This window comes from Pseudomonas sp. M5, assembly GCF_016907075.1.
GTDB lineage: Bacteria > Pseudomonadota > Gammaproteobacteria > Pseudomonadales > Pseudomonadaceae > Aquipseudomonas > Aquipseudomonas putida_E.
In genome coordinates this window covers 3218224-3241167 of the sequence record NZ_JAFBBH010000001.1, presented here as the reverse complement: position 1 = coordinate 3241167, position 22944 = coordinate 3218224, and the positions used below count along the sequence as shown (strand labels likewise).

At 59.2% G+C, this 22944-nt stretch carries 22 protein-coding genes and 1 pseudogene; 5 read left to right on the top strand and 18 right to left on the bottom strand.

Annotated features, from left to right (window positions below; all coding sequences use genetic code 11):
- Positions 1-194 precede the first annotated feature (194 nt).
- Entirely contained in the window at positions 195-1475 is a 1281-nt protein-coding gene (locus JOE27_RS14850) for an aminotransferase class III-fold pyridoxal phosphate-dependent enzyme (RefSeq protein WP_115273048.1), read from the top strand.
- Between the two features lie 194 nt (positions 1476-1669).
- Positions 1670-1828: a YqaE/Pmp3 family membrane protein gene (locus tag JOE27_RS14845; protein ID WP_012316587.1), complete on the top strand. Its 159-nt coding sequence runs from the start codon at positions 1670-1672 to the stop codon at positions 1826-1828.
- A 31-nt stretch (positions 1829-1859) separates the two neighbouring features.
- Here JOE27_RS14845 and JOE27_RS14840 read toward each other — a convergent pair whose 3' ends face one another.
- The 10 genes from JOE27_RS14840 to JOE27_RS14795 form a co-directional block, all read right to left on the bottom strand.
- Positions 1860-3683 (bottom strand): S9 family peptidase, encoded by a 1824-nt coding sequence (locus JOE27_RS14840; RefSeq protein ID WP_204919080.1) that lies wholly within the window; start codon positions 3681-3683, stop codon positions 1860-1862.
- The gene (gene pqqE / locus JOE27_RS14835; protein WP_119687876.1) at positions 3649-4797 is read right to left on the bottom strand and encodes a pyrroloquinoline quinone biosynthesis protein PqqE; all 1149 of its coding nucleotides are present in this window, start codon (positions 4795-4797) and stop codon (positions 3649-3651) included. The genes JOE27_RS14840 and pqqE overlap by 35 nt, the downstream gene beginning before the upstream one ends.
- The gene (gene pqqD, locus JOE27_RS14830; protein WP_012316584.1) at positions 4769-5044 is read right to left on the bottom strand and encodes a pyrroloquinoline quinone biosynthesis peptide chaperone PqqD; all 276 of its coding nucleotides are present in this window, start codon (positions 5042-5044) and stop codon (positions 4769-4771) included. Before pqqD ends, pqqE begins: the two co-directional genes overlap by 29 nt.
- A complete protein-coding gene (gene pqqC / locus JOE27_RS14825; RefSeq protein ID WP_046787558.1) occupies positions 5041-5796 on the bottom strand; it encodes a pyrroloquinoline-quinone synthase PqqC in 756 nt (251 codons plus the stop codon). Before pqqC ends, pqqD begins: the two co-directional genes overlap by 4 nt.
- A 9-nt stretch (positions 5797-5805) precedes the next feature.
- Positions 5806-6717, bottom strand: a complete 912-nt coding sequence (gene pqqB, locus JOE27_RS14820; RefSeq protein ID WP_046787559.1) for a pyrroloquinoline quinone biosynthesis protein PqqB — start codon at positions 6715-6717, stop codon at positions 5806-5808.
- 89 nt (positions 6718-6806) lie between these two features.
- Positions 6807-6878, bottom strand: a complete 72-nt coding sequence (pqqA, locus tag JOE27_RS14815) for a pyrroloquinoline quinone precursor peptide PqqA (protein WP_008365141.1) — start codon at positions 6876-6878, stop codon at positions 6807-6809.
- A 169-nt stretch (positions 6879-7047) separates the two neighbouring features.
- Positions 7048-9330 (bottom strand): pyrroloquinoline quinone biosynthesis protein PqqF, encoded by a 2283-nt coding sequence (gene pqqF, locus JOE27_RS14810; protein ID WP_115273045.1) that lies wholly within the window; start codon positions 9328-9330, stop codon positions 7048-7050.
- Positions 9331-9395: 65 nt separating this feature from the next.
- Positions 9396-10190: a carbon-nitrogen hydrolase family protein gene (locus JOE27_RS14805; RefSeq protein ID WP_046787561.1), complete on the bottom strand. Its 795-nt coding sequence runs from the start codon at positions 10188-10190 to the stop codon at positions 9396-9398.
- Between the two features lie 14 nt (positions 10191-10204).
- Positions 10205-11887 carry an NAD(P)/FAD-dependent oxidoreductase gene (locus JOE27_RS14800; RefSeq protein WP_125924622.1) on the bottom strand — a complete coding sequence of 561 codons (1683 nt, stop codon included), beginning with the start codon at positions 11885-11887 and terminating at the stop codon, positions 10205-10207.
- 190 nt (positions 11888-12077) lie between these two features.
- Complete coding sequence (locus JOE27_RS14795) at positions 12078-12539, bottom strand: Lrp/AsnC family transcriptional regulator (RefSeq protein WP_115273044.1); 462 nt, start codon at positions 12537-12539, stop codon at positions 12078-12080.
- Positions 12540-12663: 124 nt separating this feature from the next.
- On the opposite strand from JOE27_RS14795, the gene JOE27_RS14790 reads away from it, so the two are divergent.
- A complete protein-coding gene (locus JOE27_RS14790; protein WP_046787563.1) occupies positions 12664-13221 on the top strand; it encodes a serine acetyltransferase in 558 nt (185 codons plus the stop codon).
- A gap of 226 nt (positions 13222-13447) precedes the next feature.
- Here the strand turns inward: JOE27_RS14790 and JOE27_RS14785 are convergent, their stop codons facing one another.
- From JOE27_RS14785 to JOE27_RS14760, 5 genes and pseudogenes are all read right to left on the bottom strand, one after another.
- On the bottom strand, positions 13448-13654 hold the full coding sequence (locus tag JOE27_RS14785) for a hypothetical protein (protein ID WP_182445226.1): 207 nt from the start codon (positions 13652-13654) through the stop codon (positions 13448-13450).
- A gap of 34 nt (positions 13655-13688) precedes the next feature.
- Entirely contained in the window at positions 13689-14216 is a 528-nt protein-coding gene (locus tag JOE27_RS14780) for a hypothetical protein (RefSeq protein WP_147405229.1), read from the bottom strand.
- A gap of 21 nt (positions 14217-14237) precedes the next feature.
- Positions 14238-14560: pseudogene (locus JOE27_RS14770) on the bottom strand (nuclease-related domain-containing protein); the annotation flags it as partial.
- 221 nt (positions 14561-14781) lie between these two features.
- Complete coding sequence (locus JOE27_RS14765) at positions 14782-16116, bottom strand: type II toxin-antitoxin system HipA family toxin (RefSeq protein ID WP_204919077.1); 1335 nt, start codon at positions 16114-16116, stop codon at positions 14782-14784.
- Positions 16117-16118: 2 nt separating this feature from the next.
- Positions 16119-16379 (bottom strand): helix-turn-helix transcriptional regulator, encoded by a 261-nt coding sequence (locus JOE27_RS14760; protein ID WP_115273038.1) that lies wholly within the window; start codon positions 16377-16379, stop codon positions 16119-16121.
- An 897-nt stretch (positions 16380-17276) separates the two neighbouring features.
- On the opposite strand from JOE27_RS14760, the gene JOE27_RS14755 reads away from it, so the two are divergent.
- Positions 17277-18065 (top strand): NAD-dependent deacylase, encoded by a 789-nt coding sequence (locus JOE27_RS14755; RefSeq protein WP_204919075.1) that lies wholly within the window; start codon positions 17277-17279, stop codon positions 18063-18065.
- A gap of 660 nt (positions 18066-18725) precedes the next feature.
- On the opposite strand, the gene JOE27_RS14750 is transcribed toward JOE27_RS14755, so the two are convergent.
- Positions 18726-19529 carry a hypothetical protein gene (locus JOE27_RS14750; protein ID WP_204919073.1) on the bottom strand — a complete coding sequence of 268 codons (804 nt, stop codon included), beginning with the start codon at positions 19527-19529 and terminating at the stop codon, positions 18726-18728.
- Positions 19530-20160: 631 nt separating this feature from the next.
- Here JOE27_RS14750 and JOE27_RS14740 point away from each other — a divergent pair.
- On the top strand, positions 20161-20859 hold the full coding sequence (locus JOE27_RS14740) for a hypothetical protein (RefSeq protein ID WP_204919069.1): 699 nt from the start codon (positions 20161-20163) through the stop codon (positions 20857-20859).
- Positions 20860-21227: 368 nt separating this feature from the next.
- Here JOE27_RS14740 and JOE27_RS14735 read toward each other — a convergent pair whose 3' ends face one another.
- Together JOE27_RS14735 and JOE27_RS14730 are read right to left on the bottom strand one after the other, a co-directional pair.
- On the bottom strand, positions 21228-21647 hold the full coding sequence (locus tag JOE27_RS14735) for a hypothetical protein (RefSeq protein WP_204919067.1): 420 nt from the start codon (positions 21645-21647) through the stop codon (positions 21228-21230).
- Positions 21648-21687: 40 nt separating this feature from the next.
- Complete coding sequence (locus JOE27_RS14730; RefSeq protein WP_197888805.1) at positions 21688-22869, bottom strand: Fic family protein; 1182 nt, start codon at positions 22867-22869, stop codon at positions 21688-21690.
- Positions 22870-22944 lie beyond the last annotated feature (75 nt).

Sequence of the window (22944 nt, the reverse complement as noted above, 5' to 3'; positions counted from 1 at the left end):
GAAAAAGCTGAAAAAACGGAATGGCCGCAAGCGCCGCCGAGGCCTAGTCTATCGCCGTATTCCAGCGGGTTACAGCGATCAATTCGCGCATTGTTACCCCGTTTGAGAAACACTTTTGATAGGAAAGGCAAAATTATCAAGCGCCGGCGCCAAGACCGGACGTTGCCCTTTGCCGTGACTGGCCGGAGCCCCCGATGAACCTGTTCAACCTGCGCCGATCGGCCCCCGCCGCGGCTGTCGTGCCCAAGCGTGCGCCGGTAAGCGTGCCAGACGCATCGGCGTTGTCCCGCGAGCGCCTGATGCCCGGCGCCGAACGTGCGCCACAAGTGTTCGTGCGTGGCCAAGGCTCCTGGTTGTGGGACAACCAAGGGCATGCTTACCTGGATTTTACCCAGGGCGGCGCGGTAAACAGCCTGGGCCACAGCCCCAGCGTGTTGGTCAAGGCGCTGGGCAATCAGGCCCAGGCGTTGATCAACCCAGGGGCCGGTTTCCATAGCCGTGGTTTGCTGACGCTGGCCAACCGCTTGTGCCAGAGCACCGGTAGCGATCAGGCGTACCTGCTCAACAGTGGCGCCGAGGCCTGCGAGGGGGCGATCAAGCTGGCGCGCAAATGGGGCCAGCTGCACCGCAATGGCGCTTATCACATCATCACTGCCAGCCAGGGCTGCCATGGCCGCAGCCTGGGGGCCCTGTCGGCATCCGATCCGCTGCCGTGCAACCGCTGTGAACCCGGCCTGCCGGGTTTCAGCAAAGTGCCATTCAATGACTTGGCGGCGCTGCATGCAGAAGTCGACTCGCGAACTGTGGCAATCATGCTCGAGCCGGTCCAGGGCGAGGCAGGCGTGATTCCCGCGACAAGGGAATACCTCAAAGGCGTCGAGCGGTTGTGCCGTGAGCTGGGCATCCTGCTGATCCTTGACGAGGTGCAGACCGGCATTGGCCGCTGCGGAGCATTGCTGGCCGAGGAAACCTACGGGGTGCGCGCTGACATCATTACCTTGGGCAAAGGCCTGGGAGCCGGCGTGCCGCTGGCGGCCTTGCTTGCTCGTGGTACCGCTTGCTGCGCGGCCCCCGGCGAGCTGGAGGGCAGCCACCATGGTAATGCGCTGATGTGCGCTGCAGGCCTTGCGGTACTGGATACCGTACTGGAGCCGGGCTTTTTCGAGCATGTCCAGGACAGTGGCCGCCATCTGCGCGATGGCCTGAGCCGCCTGGCCGGCCGCTATGGCCAGGGCGAAGTACGCGGCCAAGGCCTGCTCTGGGCGCTTCAGCTACAGGAACACCTGGCCAAGGACCTGGTGCAGGCGGCTTTGCACGAGGGCCTGCTTTTGAATGCCCCGCAGGCCGATGTGGTGCGTTTTACACCGGCGTTGACGGTGAGCAAAGGCAACATCGATGAAATGCTCCTGCGCCTGGCCCGGGCCTTCGCCCGCCTGCACGCGCAGCAGCATGCCCGCCGTGAAGTTTCGGCCTGATACGAATTCTACGAACCGTCTGGCGTTTCTGCGCATCGCCCCTAGCCTGATTCATTTGGCCCGGGGCGTTTTTTTTGTGGGGGGCAGGCCCTTGGCAAGGTGCCTGAGCGCTGCAAAAAAACCACGGCATGCACCGGTGGAACCTCTGCGATGCCCAGCTAGTCTCTGTTTAGACCCTTTGAGGAGAAACTTGCATGGACATCATTCGCATCATCATCGCCATCATCCTGCCGCCGCTGGGTGTGTTTCTGCAGGTCGGGTTCGGCGGGGCGTTCTGGCTGAATATCCTGCTGACCTTGCTGGGGTACATTCCGGGTATCGTGCATGCGGTGTACATCATCGCCAAGCGCTGAATCTGCTGGGGCCGCAGGGCGGCCCCAGGTTTCACTGGGCCAGCACCCGACAATAGAACTTCCATTCCTCCTCGAGGGCATGTGCAAGGTTTTCGGCCTTTCGAAAGCCATGCCGTTCGCCCGCGTAGAAGTGCCCCTCGGCCTCGATGCCATTGGCCTTCAACGCCTCAAGCATCGAGCGCGTCTGCTCCGGCACCACCACAGCATCCAGTTCACCCTGAAAGAAAATCACCGGTACATTGATCTGCTCGGCATGCAACAGTGGGGTGCGTTGGCGATAGCGCTCGGCATCCTGTTGCGGGTCACCGATCAGCCAGTCGAGGTAATCGCCTTCGAACTTGTGCGTGGCGCGGCCCAGCGCAACCGGGTCACTTACCCCGTAGAGGCTGGCACCGGCACGGAATACGTCATGGAACGCCAGGGCGCACAGGGTGGTATAACCGCCGGCACTGCCACCACGTATGAAGGCTTTGCGGTGGTCGATCAAACCGCGTTCGGCCAGGTGTTCGACTGCCGCGCAGGCATCCTGTACATCGCTCTGGCCCCAGCGCAAGTGCAGGGCCTGGCGATATTCGCGACCATAACCAGTACTGCCCCGATAGTTCAGGTCGGCAACGGCGAAGCCACGCTGGGTCCAGTACTGAACCCGTGGGTCCAGCACCGGATAGCAGGCTGAGGTTGGCCCACCATGGATGAACACCACCAGCGGGGAAGGCCCTTTGGCGCCGGCTGCCGGGTAAAAGAAACCATGGGAAACCTCGCCGCCACTGTCGTAGAGGATGGATTGCGGCTGGCTGATGCAATCGGCTGGCAGTAACTCGGCGCCGCCTGCCAGAACCCGTACTTCGTGGCTTGCCCGGTCAATGGCAATGACGGCTGGCGGGCTGATCGGCGAGGCAGCGATTGCGTAGAGATGCCCGGCGTCGATGGCCAGGCTACGAAAACGGCTATAGGCACTGGCGAAACGCTCCATCTGGCCGTCGACGGTGCGTAGCCCGAGTTGCCCAACGCCACCTTCGAACCAGCTGGCCAGGTAGCTTTGTGGTCCGATTGCCAGCCAGGTGCTGTTGCCCAGTTGCCAGGGTGCGGCAGCGTGGTCTGCAGGCTCGGCGGGCAAGGCTTGCCATAGCCCGCCCAACTCGCCCCAGGGCTGCCAGAAACCATTACGGTCGGACAGGCAGTACAAGCGCCCTTGCGCGTCGAAGCGAGGTTGCTGGAGGGACTCGTCATTCGCCGCGATGCAGCGCGCCGCGCCCCAGCTACCGTCACTTTGCCGTTCGCGACACATCAGCCGTGTGACTGTCCATGGCTGCGCCGGCCGGTCCCATTCGATCCAGGCCAGGCGTGTGCCATCGGCGCTGATCGTGGGGGATGCATAGAAATCAGCGCCTGCGCCGAGCTCTTCAACGGCGGTCTCACCCAATGCCACCAGGCGATGTTCCACACTCTCGCCATGGCACTCCTCGACCGCCAGCACTTGGCCGTCGTGCCATTGCAGGTCGCCGTAACGGCATTGGGCATTCTGGGTCAACGCATGCGGTGGCGCGCCATCAAGTCCCTGTTGATAGATCTGCTGGTCCTTCTCGTTGACGAACAGCAATGCGTCATCGCTCAGGCAGAAACTGCCTCCACCGTATTCATAGACCCGGCTGCGCACGCTGAAGCCGTCAGGCGTGAGGCAGCGTGCCTGCTGGTCACGCCAGCACCAGATGCGGCAAGCACCGTCGGCCGGGCGAAATTCATTCCAGAACAGGCCTTGGGGGCTGGCTTTGAGTTCGGCGAAATCGGTGCCGGCGGCGACAGCCTGCGCGGCACTGAATTCACCCGCGGGCAATGACACGTGAGTTGCGCTCATTACGGAAGGTCATCTGTTCAATGGCGAGGTCGGCTGTTTCTGCCTCCTCGCGGGCCTTGAGGATGATGCCGTGGTCGCTCGACTTGGCGCACACCGGGTCGGCGTTGCTGGCATCGCCGGTGAGCATGAAGGCCTGGCAGCGGCAGCCGCCGAAGTCCTTTTCTTTCTCGTCGCACGAGCGGCAGGGCTCGGGCATCCAGTCATAACCACGGAAACGGTTGAAGCCGAACGAGTCGTACCAGATGTGCTTGAGGTCGTGATCGCGGACATTCGGGAACTGCACCGGCAGCTGACGTGCGCCATGACAGGGCAGGGCAGTGCCGTCCGGCGTGATGGTCAAAAACAGGCTGCCCCAGCCATTCATGCAGGCCTTGGGGCGCTCCTCGTAGTAGTCCGGCGTGACGAAGATCAGCTTGCACGGGTTGCCTTCGGCCTTGAGCTTTGCACGGTACTCGTTGGTGATGCGTTCAGCGCGTTCAAGCTGCTCACGGGTCGGCAGCAGGCCCAGGCGGTTGAGGTGCGCCCAGCCATAGAACTGGCAGGTTGCAAGTTCGACGAAGTCGGCTTCAAGCGCCACGCACAGCTCGATGATGCGGTCGATCTTGTCGATGTTGTGCCGGTGGGTGACGAAGTTGAGCACCATCGGATAGCCATGGGCTTTCACTGCCCGGGCCATCTCCAGCTTCTGTGCGAAGGCCTTTTTCGACCCCGCCAGCAGGTTGTTCACCTGCTCGTCGCTGGCCTGGAAACTGATCTGGATGTGGTCCAGGCCGGCGTCCTTGAAGTTGGCGATACGTGCCTCGGTCAGGCCGATGCCGGAGGTGATCAGGTTGGTGTAGTAACCCAACCGGCGCGCTTCGCCGATCAGCTCGGCGAGGTCCTGGCGCACCAGCGGCTCACCGCCGGAAAAGCCGATCTGCGCGGCACCCATTTCACGGGCCTCGGCCATCACCTTGAACCACTGCGCGGTCGACAGCTCCTTGCCCTGTTCGGCGAAGTCGAGGGGGTTGGAGCAGTACGGGCACTGCAGCGGGCAGCGATAGGTCAGTTCGGCCAGCAGCCACAGCGGCAGGCCGACCGGTACCTCAGGCGAGTGTGATCCAGTGTTCGCCACGGGCCACCTCCATGAATTGCTCGATGTCATCAGCGACTTCGGGCACACCAGGGAATTGCTGTTCGAGCTCGGTGATGATCGCGTTCACATCACGTTTGCCGTCGATCAGGCCGCCTATGAGGGAGGCGCTGTCGTTGAGCTTGATCATGCCCTCAGGGTAGAGCAGCACGTGGCCTTTCTGCGCCGGTTCGTACTGGAACCGGTAACCGGGGCGCCAGTTCGGCACTTGCTTGCGGTCGAAACTCATAGGGCAATCCCCTTGTGCCATACCCGTTGCTGGGTGACGGTGTGATACGGCGGGCGGTGCAGCTCGTAGGCCATGCTCATGGCGTCGAGCATGCTCCAGAGGATATCCAGCTTGAACTGCAGGATTTCCAGCATACGCTCCTGGCCCGCCCGGGTGGTGTAGTGCTGCAAGGTGATCGTCAGGCCGTGCTCGACATCGCGCCGGGCCTGGCCCAGGCGGGTGCGGAAGTACTCGTAGCCGGCAGGATCGATCCACGGGTAGTGTTGCGGCCAGCTGTCCAGGCGCGACTGGTGGATCTGTGGGGCGAACAGTTCGGTCAGCGAGCTGCTGGCCGCTTCCTGCCAGCTGGCACGGCGAGCGAAGTTCACGTAGGCATCGACGGCGAAGCGCACACCTGGCAGCACCAGCTCTTGGGAACGCAGCTGGTCCGGGTCGAGCCCCACGGCCTGGCCCAGGCGCAGCCAGGCTTCGATACCACCGTCTTCGCCCGGGGCTCCGTCGTGGTCGAGCAGGCGCTGGATCCACTCGCGGCGCACTTCGCGGTCCGGGCAGTTGGCCAGGATCGCGGCATCCTTCATCGGGATGTTCACCTGGTAGTAGAAGCGGTTGGCTACCCAGCCCTGGATCTGTTCGCGGGTAGCGCGCCCTTCGTACATCGCCACGTGATAGGGGTGATGAATGTGGTAGTAGGCGCCCTTGGCGCGCAGGGCCTGCTCGAATTCGGCAGGCGACAGTGGCAGTGCCTCGCTCATCGGGCCTCCTTACAACTCGATGCTCATGCCGTCGAAGGCGACTTCCACACCGCGGCGCTGGACCTCGGCGCGTTCGGGGGAGTCTTCGTCCAGAATCGGGTTGGTGTTGTTGATGTGGATAAGTACCTTGCGCTGGCGTGGGAAACCGTCCAGCACCTCGAGCATGCCGCCGGGGCCGTTCTGCGCCAGGTGACCCATTTCGCGGCCAGTGCGGGTGCCGACGCCGCGGCGCTGCATTTCATCATCCTCCCACAGCGTGCCGTCGACCAGCAGGCAGTCAGCGCCGTGCATCATTGCCAGCAGCTTGTCGTCGACCTGGCCCAGGCCGGGCGCGTAGAACAGCTTGCCGCCGGTGCGGGTGTCTTCCACCAGCAGCCCCAGGTTGTCGCCCGGATGTGGGTCGAAGCGGTGCGGGGAGTAAGGCGGTGCGGCGCTGCGCAGCGGGAACGGAGTGAACCTGAGGTTGGGGCAGGCCGGGATGACAAAGCTGCCCTCGAGCTCGATGCGGTTCCACTGCAGGCCACCGTTCCAGTGGCTGAGCATGTTGAACAGCGGGAAGCCGGTGGTGAGATCCTGATGGACCATGTCGGTGCACCAGACCTGATGCGGGCAGCCTTCGCGCAGGCTGAGCAGGCCGGTGGTGTGGTCGATCTGGCTGTCGAGCAGGACGATGGCATTGATGCCGGTGTCGCGCAGGGCACGGGCCGGCTGCATTGGCGCGAAGGCCTGCAGTTGGGCACGGATGTCGGGTGAGGCGTTGCACAGGATCCAGTGCACACCGTCGTCGGACAGGGCAATCGACGACTGGGTGCGTGCCGTGGCGCGCAGGCTGCCATCGCGATAGCCCTTGCAGTTGGCGCAGTTGCAGTTCCACTGCGGGAAGCCACCGCCGGCGGCGGAACCGAGAATCTGGATGTACATGGTTGCTCTCTATCCGAACTGTCCGAAGAACCGTAGCCGAAAAAACGACAACGCCCCGGCTGGCCGAGGCGTTGAAACGCAGGCAGTGCTTAGCGGCTTGCGAAGTACATGGTCACTTCGAAGCCGATACGCAGGTCAGTGTATGCAGGTTTGGTCCACATGGTTTTTGCTCCTTCCGGGTTAGGGTAGAGGGTTCAGCTATTTGTTTGGCGTCGCCTCGCGCCGAAGGTTCCGGCGGCTGAGATAGCGTTATCTTACAAGAAAATCTTGTACCGAAAGGTTAATTCTTCGAAAAGCGCCCTTGCGGTATACGTAACAATTGACCCCGGATCAGTGCCAGGCCCCCGCTGGCGCAGGCCCATTGGCCAGGCAGAGCAAGGGTGAATCGGCTGCGAGCAAGCGGCCCAGCAAATCGTCCAGATGCGCCTGTTGCGTCTTCAGGATAGCCACGCGTAACGCGGGCAGATCGTCGGGTAGTGTAGCCAAGTGTGTCTGCCATGCCCAATCGGCAAGCTCCGCGTTGGCCATGGCTGGCTCGTCGAACTGCGCCGCCAACCTTTGCCGTGCAGCAGCGTCGAGACATACACCTTGGCGCAGGAGGGTGAGCAGGTGACCGAGGATCTCGGCGTGGGTGGCACGGGGCGATTGCACGCCGAACAGCAGCCCGCCGATGCCCTCGACCTGACGAAAGGTACTGAATACGGCGTAACCCAGCTGCAATTCCACCCGTAGCCTTTGGTACACGGGCCCTTGCAGCAACTGGGCGAGAAGCCGGCCGCAGGCTTGCTGATGGTCAGGCACGGGGCAAAAAAGCAACAGTGCGGGTTCGCTGCCCGGCACCTTGGCGTGATGCCAGCGGCGGCCGTGCCAGTCGGGCGGAGGTACCGGCATGCCAAACTGCCCGGGGCAGCCTTGCAATGCTGCGCTCAGGGCCTGCAGGGCGGTTGCGTCGAACCCCACAGCCAGGCCATGCCATCGGCTGTGCTGCCATGCATCGTCGAGTGCCTGTTGATTGAGCGCGCGGGTTGGTTCGGGCTTTGGTGCTGCGCCGGTGAGTGCATCTGGCAGTTGGTTGAGCAGGGCCCTGATCGGGATCAGCAAGGGGGGCTGTTGTGTCGCAGGCTCCCAGTCAGCGGGCGAACGCAAGCACGCCATCGCGAGTTCGACGGCCCTCGTGACCGCTGCGGGCAGGCCAGTGCAACGCAGCTGCCAATTTTCGCCTGCGGCACTGAACTGCAGTTGCAACGCGGCACGCTCGCACCGCGCCTGTAGCGGCTGCAGGGCGCGTTCGAGCACGGCGTGCAAGCCCTGGCGCAGGGCCGAAGGCACTTGCCAGCGCAGGTGAAATGCCCCGTATTGGCGTGCCGCCGGCAGTTGCTCACTGACCGTCAGCGCTGCAGGCAATTGAGGCGCCTGCGTGGGGGGCAAGCCGGTAAACAGCAAAGGCTCGGGTGCTGGCAGCTGCCATTGCCCATGCTTGCGCGATGGCAGGCCTTCGAGCAGTGCCTGAAGTGCGCAGAGTGCTTGTGCATCAAGTGCCGCCAATGGCTGGCCTGCGCTGTCACGGCGGGCCAACTCGAGGGGGCTGGCGTTGCGTTCGCGGCTCTGTTGCAGAAGGCCGAATTCGGCGTTCAGGTGCGCCGGGCCGGATTGCCGGATAAAGCCGAACCATCCGTGCAGCAGGGCGTGTACTTCCTCTGCACAGGCGTCTGCGCTGAGTTCGAGCTCGATGTGCCAGAGCATCTGCCCGGCGAAGGCGTACAGCATTTCTGCCTTGAAAGTTTGCAGCCAGCTGCGCTGGCGCAGTGCATCCAGCCAGGTGCCCGGCCTGCTGTCGCTCAAACCGGCAATCAGCAACTCCAATGCTCGTTCGCCACCAGGGGGCAGGTTTTCATGGGTGAATACCAGGGCTGTGTTCGTGTTCGACAGGGCAGGTGGCGGTGTTTGTGGCGTGCGTTCGCCGAAGGCAAACAAACCAGCGTAGTGCCTGCCAAGCTGTTCGAGCTCATCCAGCGGTTGCGGCCCACACAGGCTCAAGGTGATCTGGCCACCGTGGTAGTAGCGTTGATGGAAATCTGTGAGGGCCCGCTGAAAGGCAGGATCCTGCAACGCCAGGGTATACCGGTTGCCTGCATGAAAACCGCCTAGCGGATGGCCAGCCGACACTGATTGCAGCAGGGCAAAATCCTTCTGGGCCTTAGGGTTGCGCGACCAGGCGATGAATTCGGCATGGATCACTTCACGCTCGCGGCGCTGGCGTTCGCTACCCAGGTCGGGTTCGGCGAGCATCTGGCAAAGGCGCTCCAGCCCGCCGGCCAAGGCTGCGGGCGGGACTTCAAAGAAGAAATCTGTGGTGCGTTCGCGGGTGCTGGCGTTGACCTGCCCGCCGAGGGTCTGGACGTAGCGCATCAGGCCGTCATCCAAGGCGAATCGAGGAGTGCCGAGGAAGAACAGATGCTCGAGAAAGTGCGCGAGCCCAGGCCATTTTGCCGGGGCATCGTGGCTGCCCGCGTGGACCCTCAGCGCAGCAGCCGAGCGCTTGAGCCGCGGGGCATGGCGCAGGGTGAGCTGCAGGCCGTTGGCTAATACGAGGTGGCGAGTGGCATCAGGCATGGGGGCTCCGGGGTAAGCACTCATGCTAACAAATAAGTTGGCCTGACCGCCGGCAAAGGCTGTTCTCAGCCCCGCCGCAGATGCAATTCCTGGCGCAGATCTGCGAGGTAAGGAAACGCTTTGCGCCCCTGCACCACCTGTTCATGTTCCAGTTGTGCCAGCAACTGGCACTCATCCCGACCGGCCATGGCCAGCAGGCTGCCATCCGGCCCGATGATGCTGCTCTGGCCGCAGTACTGGATCTCGCCCTCGGCCCCGCAATAGTTGGCATACACCAGGTAGCACTGGTTTTCCTGGGCCCGGGAGCGCACGGTCACCTGACAGACAAAATCATACGGGGTCATGTTTGCGGTCGGCACCAGGATCAGCTCAGCGCCATCCAGCGCCAGGCGCCGGGCATTCTCCGGAAACTCGATGTCGTAGCAGATCAGCAGCCCCACCTTCCAGCCCTCCAGCTCGACCACCGGAAAGTGGTCGGCACCGGGGCTGAACATGGCGCGGTCCAGCTCACCGAACAGGTGCGTCTTGCGGTAATTGCACAGGCTGCGGCCATGGGCGTCGATCAGTTGCACGCTGTTGTAGATCGCGCCATCGTCAGTGCGCTCGGGGTAGCCGTAGACGATGGCGATGCGATGCGCCTGGGCGATCTCCACCACCTCCATGGCCGACGGGCCATCATCGGCCTCTGCCAGGCGTTCTACCTGTGCCAACCCGATGTTGTAGCCGCTCAGGAACATCTCCGGACACACCAGCAACTGCGCGCCGCGCTCGGCCGCCAACTGCGCCTGGTGGCGCAGCCGTTGCAGGTTGCCGGGCACGTCCAGCGGGTTGGGCGTGCCCTGGAACAGAGCGATGCGCATGCTGCCTCCTTGTCTCAGTCTGCCAGGGCGATCGGCCCGATCTCGTCGAACACGTCGCCTGGGCCTGGATTGTCCGGATGGGTCTGGCCACCGAAGTGGTTCATGATACCCCACACCGCATTCAGCGAAGTCTGCACTGCCCCCTCGACCCAGGCCGGGGTCCACGACACGTCATCGCCGGCAATGAACATCCCGCGCTGCTCCATTGGCATGTCCTGCTGCATGAAGTGCGCGTACATCCGTTGGTTGTAGCGATAGTGGCCAGGCAGTGCGCCCTTGAAGGCACCGAGGAAGTGCGGGTCGGCCTCCCAGGAAATGGTGATCGGGTCGCCGATGATATGCCCGGCGATATCGGTCTTGGGGTAGATCTTCTTCAGTGCATCCAGGGCCAGTTGCACGCGTTTTTCCACTGGGTGCGGGAGCATCTTCAGGGCGTCGCTCATCCAGGCGTAGGACAGGCAGATCACGCCGGGCTTGTCGTCGCCGTTATCGAACAGGTAGGTGCCGCGGGTCAGCCGATCAGTGAGGGTCATGCTCATCAGGTCGCGGCCGGTTTGCGGGTCTTTGTCCTTCCAGAACGGGCGATCGACCATGACGAAGGTTTTCGACGACTGCATGTATCGGGTACGGTCCAGGGCCATCCACATCTTTTGCGAGAACAGTGATTCTTCACAATCGATCTGGGTGGTCAGCAGCCAGCTCTGGCAGGTGGCGAGCACGGCGCCGTAGTGGCGGGTGTCGCCCCAGTTGTCGGTGACGGCCAGGCGCCCGTCGGCTGCGCGGGCGATGCGCTTTACCCCGGTGCGTGGTGCGCCGCCATGCAGCGCGCTCAGGCTGGTGCCCTCGGGCCAGTGGGCGCAGCGCTCAGGTACATGGCGCCAGATGCCCTGCGGTACCTGCTCCACACCGCCGACGATCAGGTGCTGGTGGTCGTCGCAGTTGGTCATCACCACACGGAAGATTTCCAGCATCGAGTTGGGGAAGTCCGAGTCCCAGCCGCCTGTGCCGAAGCCGACCTGGCCGAACACCTCACGGTGCTGGAAGCTCAGTTGGGCGAACGAGCGCGAGGTGGCGACGAAGTCGTAGAAGGTGCGGTCGTCCCACAGCGGTACCAGCTTGTTCCACAGCGCTTTGAGGCGCGGAACATCACGATCGCGGATCGCCTGCTGGATATCGGCGAACTGCGCGCCGCTTTCCAGCGCGTCGGCCCAGGCATCGGCCACCTCATGGAACAGTTTGGGCAAATCGCTGACTTTTTCGGCGTAGTAGGTCTGGCCTTCCAGGTCGATCACCGTGCTGCCGGATGCCGGTGTCAGCGGGTTGGGGAAGGGCTTGGTTTCCAGGCCCAGCTTGTCCACATAGTGGTAGAAGGCGGTGGAGGACACCGGAAAGCGCATGCCGCCGAGCTCGGCGATGACCCCGTCGGTGCCGTTGAAGGCCTGCGAGCGCAGTCGGCCACCCATTTTCGAGGCCTCATACACCACAGGCTTGAGCCCCAGCTTCATCAGCTCGTAGGCCGCCACCAGGCCTGCGATGCCGGCACCGACGATAGCGACTTCCGCACCGTGGCGATCAGCCGGAATACTGCCCAGCCCAGCCGGGTGCTCCAGCCAGTCGTCGAAGCCGAACGGGAAGTCCGGGCCGAAGATGGTGATGGGTTTCTTGCCGTCGGCCGGGTGGCGGTTTTTCTTGTTCATTGCTGTGACCTTGCCAGAGCGGCTGCGCAGGGGCGGAGCCTGAGTATAGGAGATGCCTGGTGGTCATTTTAGGGAGCGGGGTGTTCGTAATTAAGATGCAAAACGCCGTCGTATTGGCTTTTTTTTCGTCATAACGACATGACTATAAATACTTGTGACGTTTTTTGCTCGGCAACTGTACCGCTGTCATCTAGAAGGGCTGGCCGCGGTCCACTTTGCTGCTGAGGATGATCGAGGTGGTGGTCTTCTCCACGCCCTCGACGCTGCCGATCTGGTCCAGCAGCTGGTCCAGTTGTTCTGGCGAATCGCTGCGCAGCCACGCTACGTAATCGAACTCACCGCTGACCGCGCACAATTGCTGCACTTGCCCCATGGCAGCCAGGCGCCGCACCACGTCCTTGCCGGAGCGCGGTTGCACCTTTATCCCGACATAGGCTTGCAGGCCGCCATCGACCAGGCGCTGGCCCAGTCGCACGCCGTACCCGGTGATGACTTTTCCCTTCTCCAGCCGCGCCAGGCGCGAGTTGACGGTGGTGCGAGCGATACCCAGATGGCGGGCAAGGGTGGCGACGCTTTCGCGGGCATTGATCTGCAGCAGGGCGATCAGTTGGTGATCGATTTCATCGAGGGCGATTGGGCGGGGATTCGACATGGCGAGTCTCTACAGTGGGCTTGCTAGCCTAGCCACGCAGCGGCAATCAGGGCAAGGCAAAGTGCTGCTGCGTGGCTGACTTAATTGCGGCATGATAATTGGCAGACTTTAGTGGACTCACCGTGTGAACTTCGAAACTTTGCTGGAATGCTGGCGGCAGGAAGTCTCCAACAAGAAAAAGCCCGGGCGCCGTACCAGCCTGTTCTTCAACGTGCTGCGACGTGCGCGCAAGGACAACAAGCTGCGCTTTCTTTTCGCCTACCGCCTGGCGCAGTACCTTGATGCCCGCGGCGGCCTGAGCAGGCGATACGCCCGCGGCATGCAGCAGCGGCTCAATCTCAAGTACGCCGTGGACATCGACATCGGCGCGCAAATAGCTCCCGGCCTTCGTATCGCCCATCTGCCAGGCGTGGTGATCACTCGCCACGCAAGCATCGGGCGTAACTTTTTCATACGGCAGAATTGCTCGGTCGGGATCAAGACCCTTGGCCTGGACCATTACTCGCTGTGCATAGGCGAGAACGTCAGCCTCGGTGCCAATAGCTGCATCGTTGCTGACCACATCAGCATCGGCAACAACGTGGTCATTGGGGCCATGTCTCTGGTGACCCGAGACATTCCTCCCGATAGCACCTTCTACAACCCGCGCCAGCGGAATCTACAGCCACGGCAGGATTCTTGAGAGCCTGAAAATGAAGAAAGCCGCGCAATCGCGCGGCTTTGTTGAATTGGGCGGGCCAGACGGGCTGGAACCGGGATTATGGTGCATCTAGAAACGTCAGAACCAGTGAATTCGGGTGGGCTTGAGTACCAAGAAATGTGGGGTCATTGCCAATTCTCGTTTAGATCCAGACCGGGGTCGTTCATGGCAGCTGCTTTCTTTGAGCCGATTAACTAGCTTATTCCGCTCATTTGATGAGCCGATAGTAGGACCGCGTTCGCAGTTTTTGCCTGGCTCGCCGAAGAGCACCAGATAGCTCTTGGCGCTTTGCTTCCGACAGGTTCAGCGCATCAGCAGCTGCTTCATGGGCGACACGTGCTGTCGCGCCTTCGGTCGTGGCGGACAGGTAGCGCAGGATCGGCTCATTAAACTGGTCGTCAGTAGCGACGAACATTGCGACTCCAGGCGCAGGGAGGATGACAAGTATTTCAGTTGTTTTTACTAGGTTCCGTTGCTTGTTTTTTTGCGCTGGCTAAGTCAACGAAATACTGTCCAATTGTGAGTGCTGCAGCAATGATGGCGCATATAAAAAATATGCCTGTCATGGCTGCTTGTTTTATTAGCTCTATATTGGTTGAGCTTGCAGAAAAGTAAGAGGATAGCGCTGCTCCTGCTAGTGTGAATGTGACCCATGAAATAAAGCTTAGTCTTTCATCTTTGAGGTGGAGGGCTTTGTTTTGGCTGTTAAGAATGCGACTTCTACTTATTAAGAAAAGATGAAGGATGTGTAGTGCCCCTGATGCTAGTAAGAATGTCGGAATCAAATAAAGTACATCTTCTATATTATTTAATGTTGATCTAATTGTTGATAGTTGGTCTTCGCGGCTCTTTATTTTTACTGAATCCATGCTGGAAAGAGAAACTTGTACAGCATACAGCGTTCCAGCCCAGCAGCCCACAAACGTAGATGTTAAGGTGTATATAGCGTTTTTTATTTTTTTGATTATGGGGATCACCGTGGAGCTCTCCTGATGCTAGTTCTGTCGCAGCGGGTTCTGGAATCTGAAGGTGTGCTTGGGGAATTTTTGCGTCCACTGTGCCTGATTTTCGCTGCCGAAGATCCAGCCGCTCATGTTCTTCGTTTCCAGCACGAGATGCCGTAGGGCGAAAGGAATATGTGGTCGATCTGTGTGATGCCGTCGGGTGTGCTCAGGGTGACGTTGTGCAGGCGGCGGTGGGTCTGCTGATCGAGCTGCCAATGGGTAAACAGTCGCACCAGGAGTTCGCCAATATGGCCCTTGTTCCAGGGCGATTTGAGTAGACCGATCAACAGTGCTGCTGGAGTAAACCAGATCAGCATGCCTTAGACTTGCGCAATGACGGGGGTGAATTCCATTTTCCAACCTTCAGCAATCCTGAGTTAACCAAATAGTACCGAAATCTGGCGTAAAGGCGCGATGATATTTATTGGCCGTATTCGGCTCATTTAGTGAGTCGAATAGTTAAGGCCAATCAGCTCACTGTGGCGTCTTAGCGCACAGCTTCGGGGGGATCTGCAGCCATTGGCCCTGCGCCATGAATTCAGCGCTTCTTTGCCAGCAACTCAGAGCGGCCAATCACCTCTCGGCTGCATTGTGGTTTGCGCGGCCCGGAGAAGCCGGCGTCTTCAATGGCGGTATCCAAGCCGCGAAAGTGCGGGGCGGCTTTGGGGCTGCGCAATGTCTCCATTCCCTCGTTCCAGGCATGCACCATGTGTTTGGCCACATCGCGCCAGGCAGGCTCGTTTTTCGCGGCTTCGATCACTTCTCTACCGACCGCTACGGCGGACTCGCAGAGTTGCTCGACCATGGTGGCATACTGGCGCGGTGGAATACCTAGGACGGCTTTGAAAAAGGTTTCCAGCGAACGGCCCGGTGTCCAGGTTTGTCTGCCGCTTACGGACAGGCCAGGTGGCTTGCTGGCGAAGCGCGGGTAGGCCTGAGTGGTCACCAGGTCATAGGCCGGAGTAAAGGCCACGTCAGCACGCGAGGTGTAAAACAGCGCGATGTTCTTCGCGTGGCAATCAGCATTGCGTACCACGTAGTTGGTCAGCAGCTGCCAGCCTAGATGCTCGCGTTGCGTCTGCAGACGATCAGCGGGGATATAGGCCCGCGTGGCCTTCCACACCCGCTCGGTGGTGGGGGCGTACTTTTCATGTGGTGGTAAACCAAGCAGCCCACAGGCGTCTTCGACTCCGTAGCGGGGGATGCCGTGCGCGTCCACGTCGAAACGATCCACTACCAGGACTTTGCCGTCTTCTGACATACGACAGGTGGCGACAGGCACGACATTCAGCCGGGCCAGTACGCGCATGGTGTAGAACTCGTTGAAGCCTAGAAAAGGGGTCGTGTCGTCGGATCCCTTGATGATGTGCGAACCGGTGCGCAGTGTCGGTTTACCCAGCGGCTCCCGAGGTTCGGCGGCGTCGCTGGAGATGAACTTTGGCACGACCCCCGACACGGCTACCCGCGCGTATTGCCGCACCAGTGCGGCAAAGCGTTCGTTGGTGTTTTCTGCCTTGAGTAGGTGTTCTATCTCGAGCGGGGCGATCTCGACGCCAGGCTGGACGCCTTCAGGCGTCACTGAGACTCTGCCGATGCCGGTGCCACCCACCACGCCCAGCAGCGACAGGTCGGTGCCATCAAGCAGCGGGCCGAACTCTTCGCGGATAACGCCCAGTAAATACCCTTCGGGCAGGTTCTGGCGGAAAAACGGGAACAGGTCACGGGGCCAGCGCCATGCTTCTTCGCGAACCGGCATAGTCAGGCTGACAAAGTCTTCCGCTGCGCTGCCTGGCAGGTATTTCAGCACGTATTCATCGCGCTCCCGATAGAGCTTGGCCACCAGCCTTGAGCTGACGTGGACATCGAGAATCATGCTCACGCGCTCCCTGACCGCTGCTCGCTGAGGATGTCTTCAACAGTGCGCTGGTGTCCGGCTTTGACTAGCTTCAGGTCGTAGCCGGCCGCTTCCAGCAGGCGAACCAGCACTGAAACACTCATATCGCCTTTGGCCAGTGTTTCCATACGTGCCACGGTCGTGCGCGAGACGCCGGCACGTCCGGCCAGCGCTTCCTGGCTCAGCTTCGCCTCACCACGCGCCTGTTTCAGCATTTCGGAGACATCGTAGAGAGAAGTCATTTGTAGCCCTTGGGCATCAAAAATAGGTGTAATGCTGTAAAATGTAGCCCGTAAGCTACATTCGAACAAGTGTCGCCGGGACAAATTTTGTAGCTCATAGGCTACATAGTGCGTGGGTCAGTGTGATTTTGTGGCTCAGGGGCTACAAGGACACAGGTATTGCTCAGCATCTGCATCGGTTTCCCGTGCTGTTAGCTTTTGCGCGCCCTACCTCACAGCCCTGGCGTGCTATTTCCTTCTGCGCACAGCGGACATGAAAAAGCCGCGCAATGCGCGGCTTTGAAGGTGGTGGGCCCACACGGACTCGAACCGTGGACCAAAGGATTATGAGTCACCGAATGACACCCCGAGGCCTTATAAGTCTAGGCTAGGGACTGTCAGGGTACAACAGGGCTAAGCCCTTGTTAATACGGAGTTTTTGCTAGATTAGGCAAATTAGGTAAGGCTGGGGACTGTACCGCCAGCGTACCTTTAACGTGGAGGCATCTGGCGATCAAGCGGGCTTGCCTGCAGCTACCTCCAAACGTAACGTACCGCTGAAGGGCATTTCAGGAGGTGAAAATGACAGACCGGCAGACACCTGGAATTCCCGAAGGCCCGAGGCTCGTGTACCACTCATGCTTTGCAACAGTGCTCAAAGCAGTGGACGCCCGATATGACGTCCGCGGCTACATCCTGGCCCAGATGGTCAGGGTATGCCTCGAGAATCGCGCTAGGGTGCCTTTAACACAGCGTGCTTATTACGAGCGTTATGCTCAAAAGGAAGCCATAGCGTTTATGGAGCTTTTCACTGCCAGTCTCTTATTCGGCGCTGCTGGGCGATTTTCTCCCTACGAGTACCTCTATTCAAAACCGACGCTTGGAAGCGAGTGATTCCAGTGGAAGCAAGGTGCGCAGATGAGCAACATGCAGAGAGCTACCGAAGCCTTGCGCGCGTCCAAGAAGGTTGTTTTTTTCACGGGTGCCGGCATCTCCGCAGAAAGCGGAATACCTACGTTCCGCGACAAATTGACGGGACTTTGGACCAAGCACGACCCTGAGCGTCTCGAAACAGCGGCTGCTTTTCGAGAAAACCCAGCTCTCATATGGAGCTGGTATCTATGGCGACGACACCAGGTTGGACAAGCAAAACCCAATGCGGCCCATCTTGCCATTCCCCAGCTAAGCAATGCCGGGTGGGAGGTATCCGTTGTCACCCAGAACATTGATGACTTGCATGAACGCGCTGGCTCAAGTCAGGTTGTTCATCTTCATGGCAGTCTGATGGACGTCAAGTGCTTCGCCTGCCACCGACCCGGGAAGCTAACGCCAGCCCAGCTGGGGATTCCTGAAGAAGGACAATTGATCGAGCCGCCTCGTTGTGTCCGATGCAATGGAAAACTTCGTCCTGGAGTGGTCTGGTTCCGGGAGAACCTACCGGAGGGCGCGTGGCGGTCAGCGGTACGACTCGTGAAAAACTGTGACTTGCTGATTTCAGTTGGTACCTCCGGCGTCGTCATGCCGGCTGCTGATATTCCGAACATGGCCCTCGCTGCCGGGGCTACCGTAATCCATGTAAATCTTGAAGACGTTGGATTGGATGCGGCAGACGAAATAATGCTGACTGGAGCCGCCGGGGTGTTTTTACCCGCTTTGCTTCGAGCGTTAGGGGTTGGTGCTCCATTGCCGCCTGACGGGCTTACCTAATCGGAGAAATGCCCATGAGCAAGCCAGTGCGCACGACTTTGGAGTGCCAGGATCCAAGTGGCCAATAGCCATTCCATGCTTGGGGCGACGCTACTTAAGACACTTCCAAGCTTCGGGGAGCATTTTTGCTGTTTTTGACCCAAGCAGGGGTTTCGAATACACCTCTAATTCCCGCAAAGCACCCCTACATCACCCCAAACACCCCCTATAGCCCTCAAAGATGCCTGAATTAGCCCGATCATGACCCCTCCCAGAGCGTAATAGATTCTCGCTCTATTGATACAGAGTGCCTGGAACCTACCCATAAGCCACCTCCAAACTGCCCAAAATCTCCCTGTCATTTCCCAATGGGGCACCCTAAAAGCACTGGTTGCAGCAATGAGGCAAAATCACTATCCGTTTGCACCATAGCCAGCTTAATGGTGCAAAAAAGGAGCTTACTGAATCGATGGATGCTGATTTTGCGAAGACCTCCGCGGCCGCGAGTGCTTTTAGCACCGGTTTGTCCTAATGGATGGAAAACCAGCGCTCCTGCTGCAGGCAGTAGTCTGTCAGGTGGGCAATTTTGGTCTTGAACAGCGGGACAACCCGTTGGTGACCTTTAGCCGAGGAGAGGTCATGACGCTAGACTGGCGTCATGACCGGACGGGGTTGGGAGGGTCAGCGGATGCTGATATCGAATTTGTCGGAATAGACCTGATTGGTCTTAATGTTCACCACGCTCACGCCCGCGATCTTAATGTCGAAAATGTAGTTGTCGATCAGAAGCTCGCGCTGGTTTTGGACTGTCGCCTGCGAGTAATTGGTAGTCATCCGTAGATGCTGGGGGACCGATTCGAGGTTGATAGCGAGTCGTAGGTTGTCTCTCTCATTGGCCAGTTGCTCCGGAGTGATGTGCAAAGAACCGTTGAGGCGGGCGATAGGCACCGCCGAAGGCGGTTTGACTGGGGGCAGGACCAGCATCGGCCGCTTCACTTTGATAACGTCTACGCCTGCCTTGGCACCGTAACCGTTTTGGCCCTCATAGTGATCCATTACCTTGCGGACTTCAGGTAACCACAACCCATAGCATACTGGGGCCATGTAGCTGTAATTCTTGGCACCAGGGCAATCGCTGGGCAGAAGCATCATCGAGAATTTGATGGCACCGGTCTGCTTATCAAATTCGATGTTGTGCTCGGGGATCGTAGAAATAACTGAAAACAGGTTGAGCGCCGAGACGCGCTGCTGGTACGCCGCATCCGTCTCATATTTGCCTTGGCCCCCGCCTAGCTTGTCAGCGAAATCCAGCAGCTTTGAGGAGTCGCTGTAAATCGGAACCTTGGTCGATGCCACGTAAGGTCGTAGCGGAACGACTGCCGTCTCGCGTTTCAGGTAGGCCTCGTAAGGTGATGGGGGTTTGGGGGGCAGGGCGCAACCGCCGAGCATCCCTGCCATAACGGACAGCACGAAAACTTTACGCATCTTTTCCTCTCAGATGGGAACAGCAACCGCTGCGCGAAACGGGTACTCATGAACCGCAGCGGCTCGAACTTTGCATTTTCTGATGGAAAGCTTCAAGCGGGGTAGGGATGATGATGTCCCTGCGGTCACAACATACCGGTAGAGCGCATCAGCTTAAGCGACCGGCGAACCCACCTTACGAATTCCAGCTTTAAGGGCGATGGTGTCCGCATATTTTTAAGAGGACGCGATCACCCTTATCGCCAGGATTTCCATGCGCCAACGGAGCTCTTATCCGAAAGCGTTCAAAGCCCAAGTCGTTCAGGAATGCCTACAACCTGGCGCTACGGTATCCAGTGTTGCCATCAACCGTGTCCAGTGTCGACTGGATGCCGCTACCGCTGCTGTGGCCGGATTCGGTTCGCGCGGAGTGGATAGTTAGGGAGATCAATGGCGACCACAAGTCAATGATGGCAAAATGACGCTTTTGTTTTGGCGCTTCGGTTCCCCTTGCCCACTCACGGGACACTGGGAAACCGTAACCTCCGCACTCCGAATGACGATGAAAGGCGAGTCATTTGCAGGCACGGAGCAAATGAGCCAAGGCTAGCCTCACCAGCCTTCACATTCTCACTAATAGTTTGGAACTGTTATGCCACCATACGGAAATATTACCCTGTTGTGCGCAGGCGTAATCGCACTCATCGTCCTGATAGCACTCTACTTCGTCAAATCTACGGGTGGGCGTGTAGGCATCATACTTGGGGGCCTGCTCACTAGCATCCTCGCGGCAGTGCTAGTTGAAGCCCATGGTTCGAGCCAACATTTCTGGTACGATTTCGGCGATCACATCCTCGGCCACCTTTTTGTTGCCGTAGCTGGTTACATGGGTTCAGTACTGATCATCGGCGGCGCTGCCTGGCTTCTTGGCAAGCTAGGCAAGTGGGATCATGCAGTTGGCACTCACTTGCTTGGCTTGCTTGGCTTGATGAGTTTTTTCTATCCCCTCATCCCCATAGGCACCGTAGCTATTGCTATTCGCTGGGCGCTCAATGCTAAAGACCCAAAGAAAGTATGGGCTTGCAAGCAAGCATTCACCCTACAGGCGTTTTTCAACGTTCTCTTTCTCGCCGACCTTCTTGTCCTGTCTATGACCGGCTACTTTGCTGTGGTGATAGCCCACTCGATTGTCCTGATTGCGTTGATTGTATTGACGATCATGGGCATCTTGGGTGCCAAGAAGAACTGGGCTTACTCCTATCCAGGGCTGCGTTCTTTGCTGGGAACTCCCCCGGTAGTCAATTCACATCAAACTGATGCGTCGGTGGCACAGGTCAAGCCGGCTGTTTGATTGCCGTGTTGCGTCAGCGATGAGGTTAGTCGCGCTCACCCCATCGCTGGCGGGCCGGGCCCATAGGTACGTGTGAGTATGGGCCTAACATGCAAGTGGACGCTGAACACACCTTGCGCGGGCACGGCCGGATTCCACTGACGCGGGAACGGCCCACCTTTACAGGCCTTCTTTGTCAGCAACGATACCCTAGCGAGACTGCACTCCTTGTTGACTGGAGGACTCGGAAGGTGAGTTCGCCAGACGATCAGCATCAGCCATTGCGGAGATGTTTCCTTGGGAGATCGGCCGCAAAAAATCCGGTGGTATCAAGAGCGTGGGCAACGCGTGTAGCTAGGTCTGAATGGCCGCACTAAAAACGCTGCGGACTACCCATGTTGAGCGCCCTGAAGCTCGTTAACAGCCGCGGAAAGCACACTGTCTGGATTTAAGCTCAATTCGTCGCGAGGAAGAGCGCCTCCAAGATAGCTGTTGGAGCTTCCTAACCAGAGAGCCAACACCCAACCTTCCTTGGTAGTACCCAATACAGTGAGTACATCCTTCAAGCCTATAAGCAGCTCACCATTGGAGGAAAATGCGTAGCCCGGATACAGGCTCTGGCCATCCTGCTCGATCGAAAAAATACGATGCTCATTCTTCCATTCTTCTAGGACTAATGGGGGGAACGTTGACTGGCTGGAAAAACGCATGGCTAGCTGTTCAGGCGTCAGAAAATCTCCCGTGTCTAGGATTCTGGCCTTGCCCTTAGCGAGGATATCGCTTTTCCTATCTCGGCTACTTAACGGCATGGCTATCTCTTGGAGGATGATGTATAGAGGCAGGCCTGGTTCACCACAGATATGGAAACAGGAACTCGATCGAATGTCGGGAGAGGCTTAGAGATACCGGCTTGCGACCGTCCAACGTGATCAAACCCTCTTTTGCCATTTGGCTCAGTAGGCTGCGTGTAGTGCGCTCGCCGACTCCCAACCGAGCCTGAATATCGGCGCGTTGCTGATCGCCTAGGTAGAGCAGCGTCTTGTAGACATCCCGGGCCTCAATACGCAATTCAGGTAATGCTTCACCCTTGCTGTCAGAAAGCGCGCGACGACTCCGCATCTCGAAATATACGTCTATCCGTTCGCTGAGCCTTTCCGGTTCGAGTAGTGTGTTGAAGTACTGCACCTGATCAAATGCCGTCTCGACGAAGAAAGTAGTCCAGCGCAACAGACCACTGTCCGAGAGTTCGCCACGACCATCCAGCTCGCCCTTGCGAGGGTGGTCAGCCGCGTTGAGCATCTCGTAATAGGCGGCGACGTTGCGGGCGAATCCGCGGCTCATTGACCATAGCCCGTATCCACCAAGGCCGGCGGCTTTGAGGTACTGGTCTGTGAATAGCCGGCCGGTCCGACCGTTGCCATCCATGAACGGGTGAATCCACATCAATCGGTGGTGTGAAGCTGCAGCGGCAAAGAAGCGTGAAAGGCCATGAATCCAGTCCAGACGGTACACGCGCTCAAAGTCATTGAGGTGTGAGTGCATCTGCTCGACGGTTGGTGGTATGTGCTGGCCAACGCGAACCCCAATCTCTCGGAATTCACCGGGAACCATACGGATGGTTTCGCCTTGATCGTTGAGCTGAATATCCAGCATTTCGTTGGGTACGCCGTTGTAGAATTCGCGGTGTAAACGAGAGATTGCACCTTTCGTACATACTTCAATCTTGTCGATCGGTTCATCGTTTAGCCGGCGCTGAGCTTCGATGTGGCGCTTAATCTCCTGTAAGTCTTTCGCGCCGTTGAGCTCCTGTAGGGAGTCCTCGGCGCGCAAAATGTCTGCCGGTACTGTTGAGTTCCCCTCGATTTTATTGCTGTAGTACGAGTTAACTACCCGCAGGAGATTCATCATAGGCACGCGCAATGGGCCAGGAATCTTCGCGTGAAGAGCCGCATCGAGCCGCATGATTTGGACGACCTGGTCCTGCAGCTCCTCTGGGGCTTTGTCTTGACGAATGAACGGTGTAAATGCCATTTGCCGGTTGGCTCCCTCGTCTATAGCCCTTTTTAAAAGGGGTTTTAGAAGATTTCTCAATTAGTTTTGCCGGTT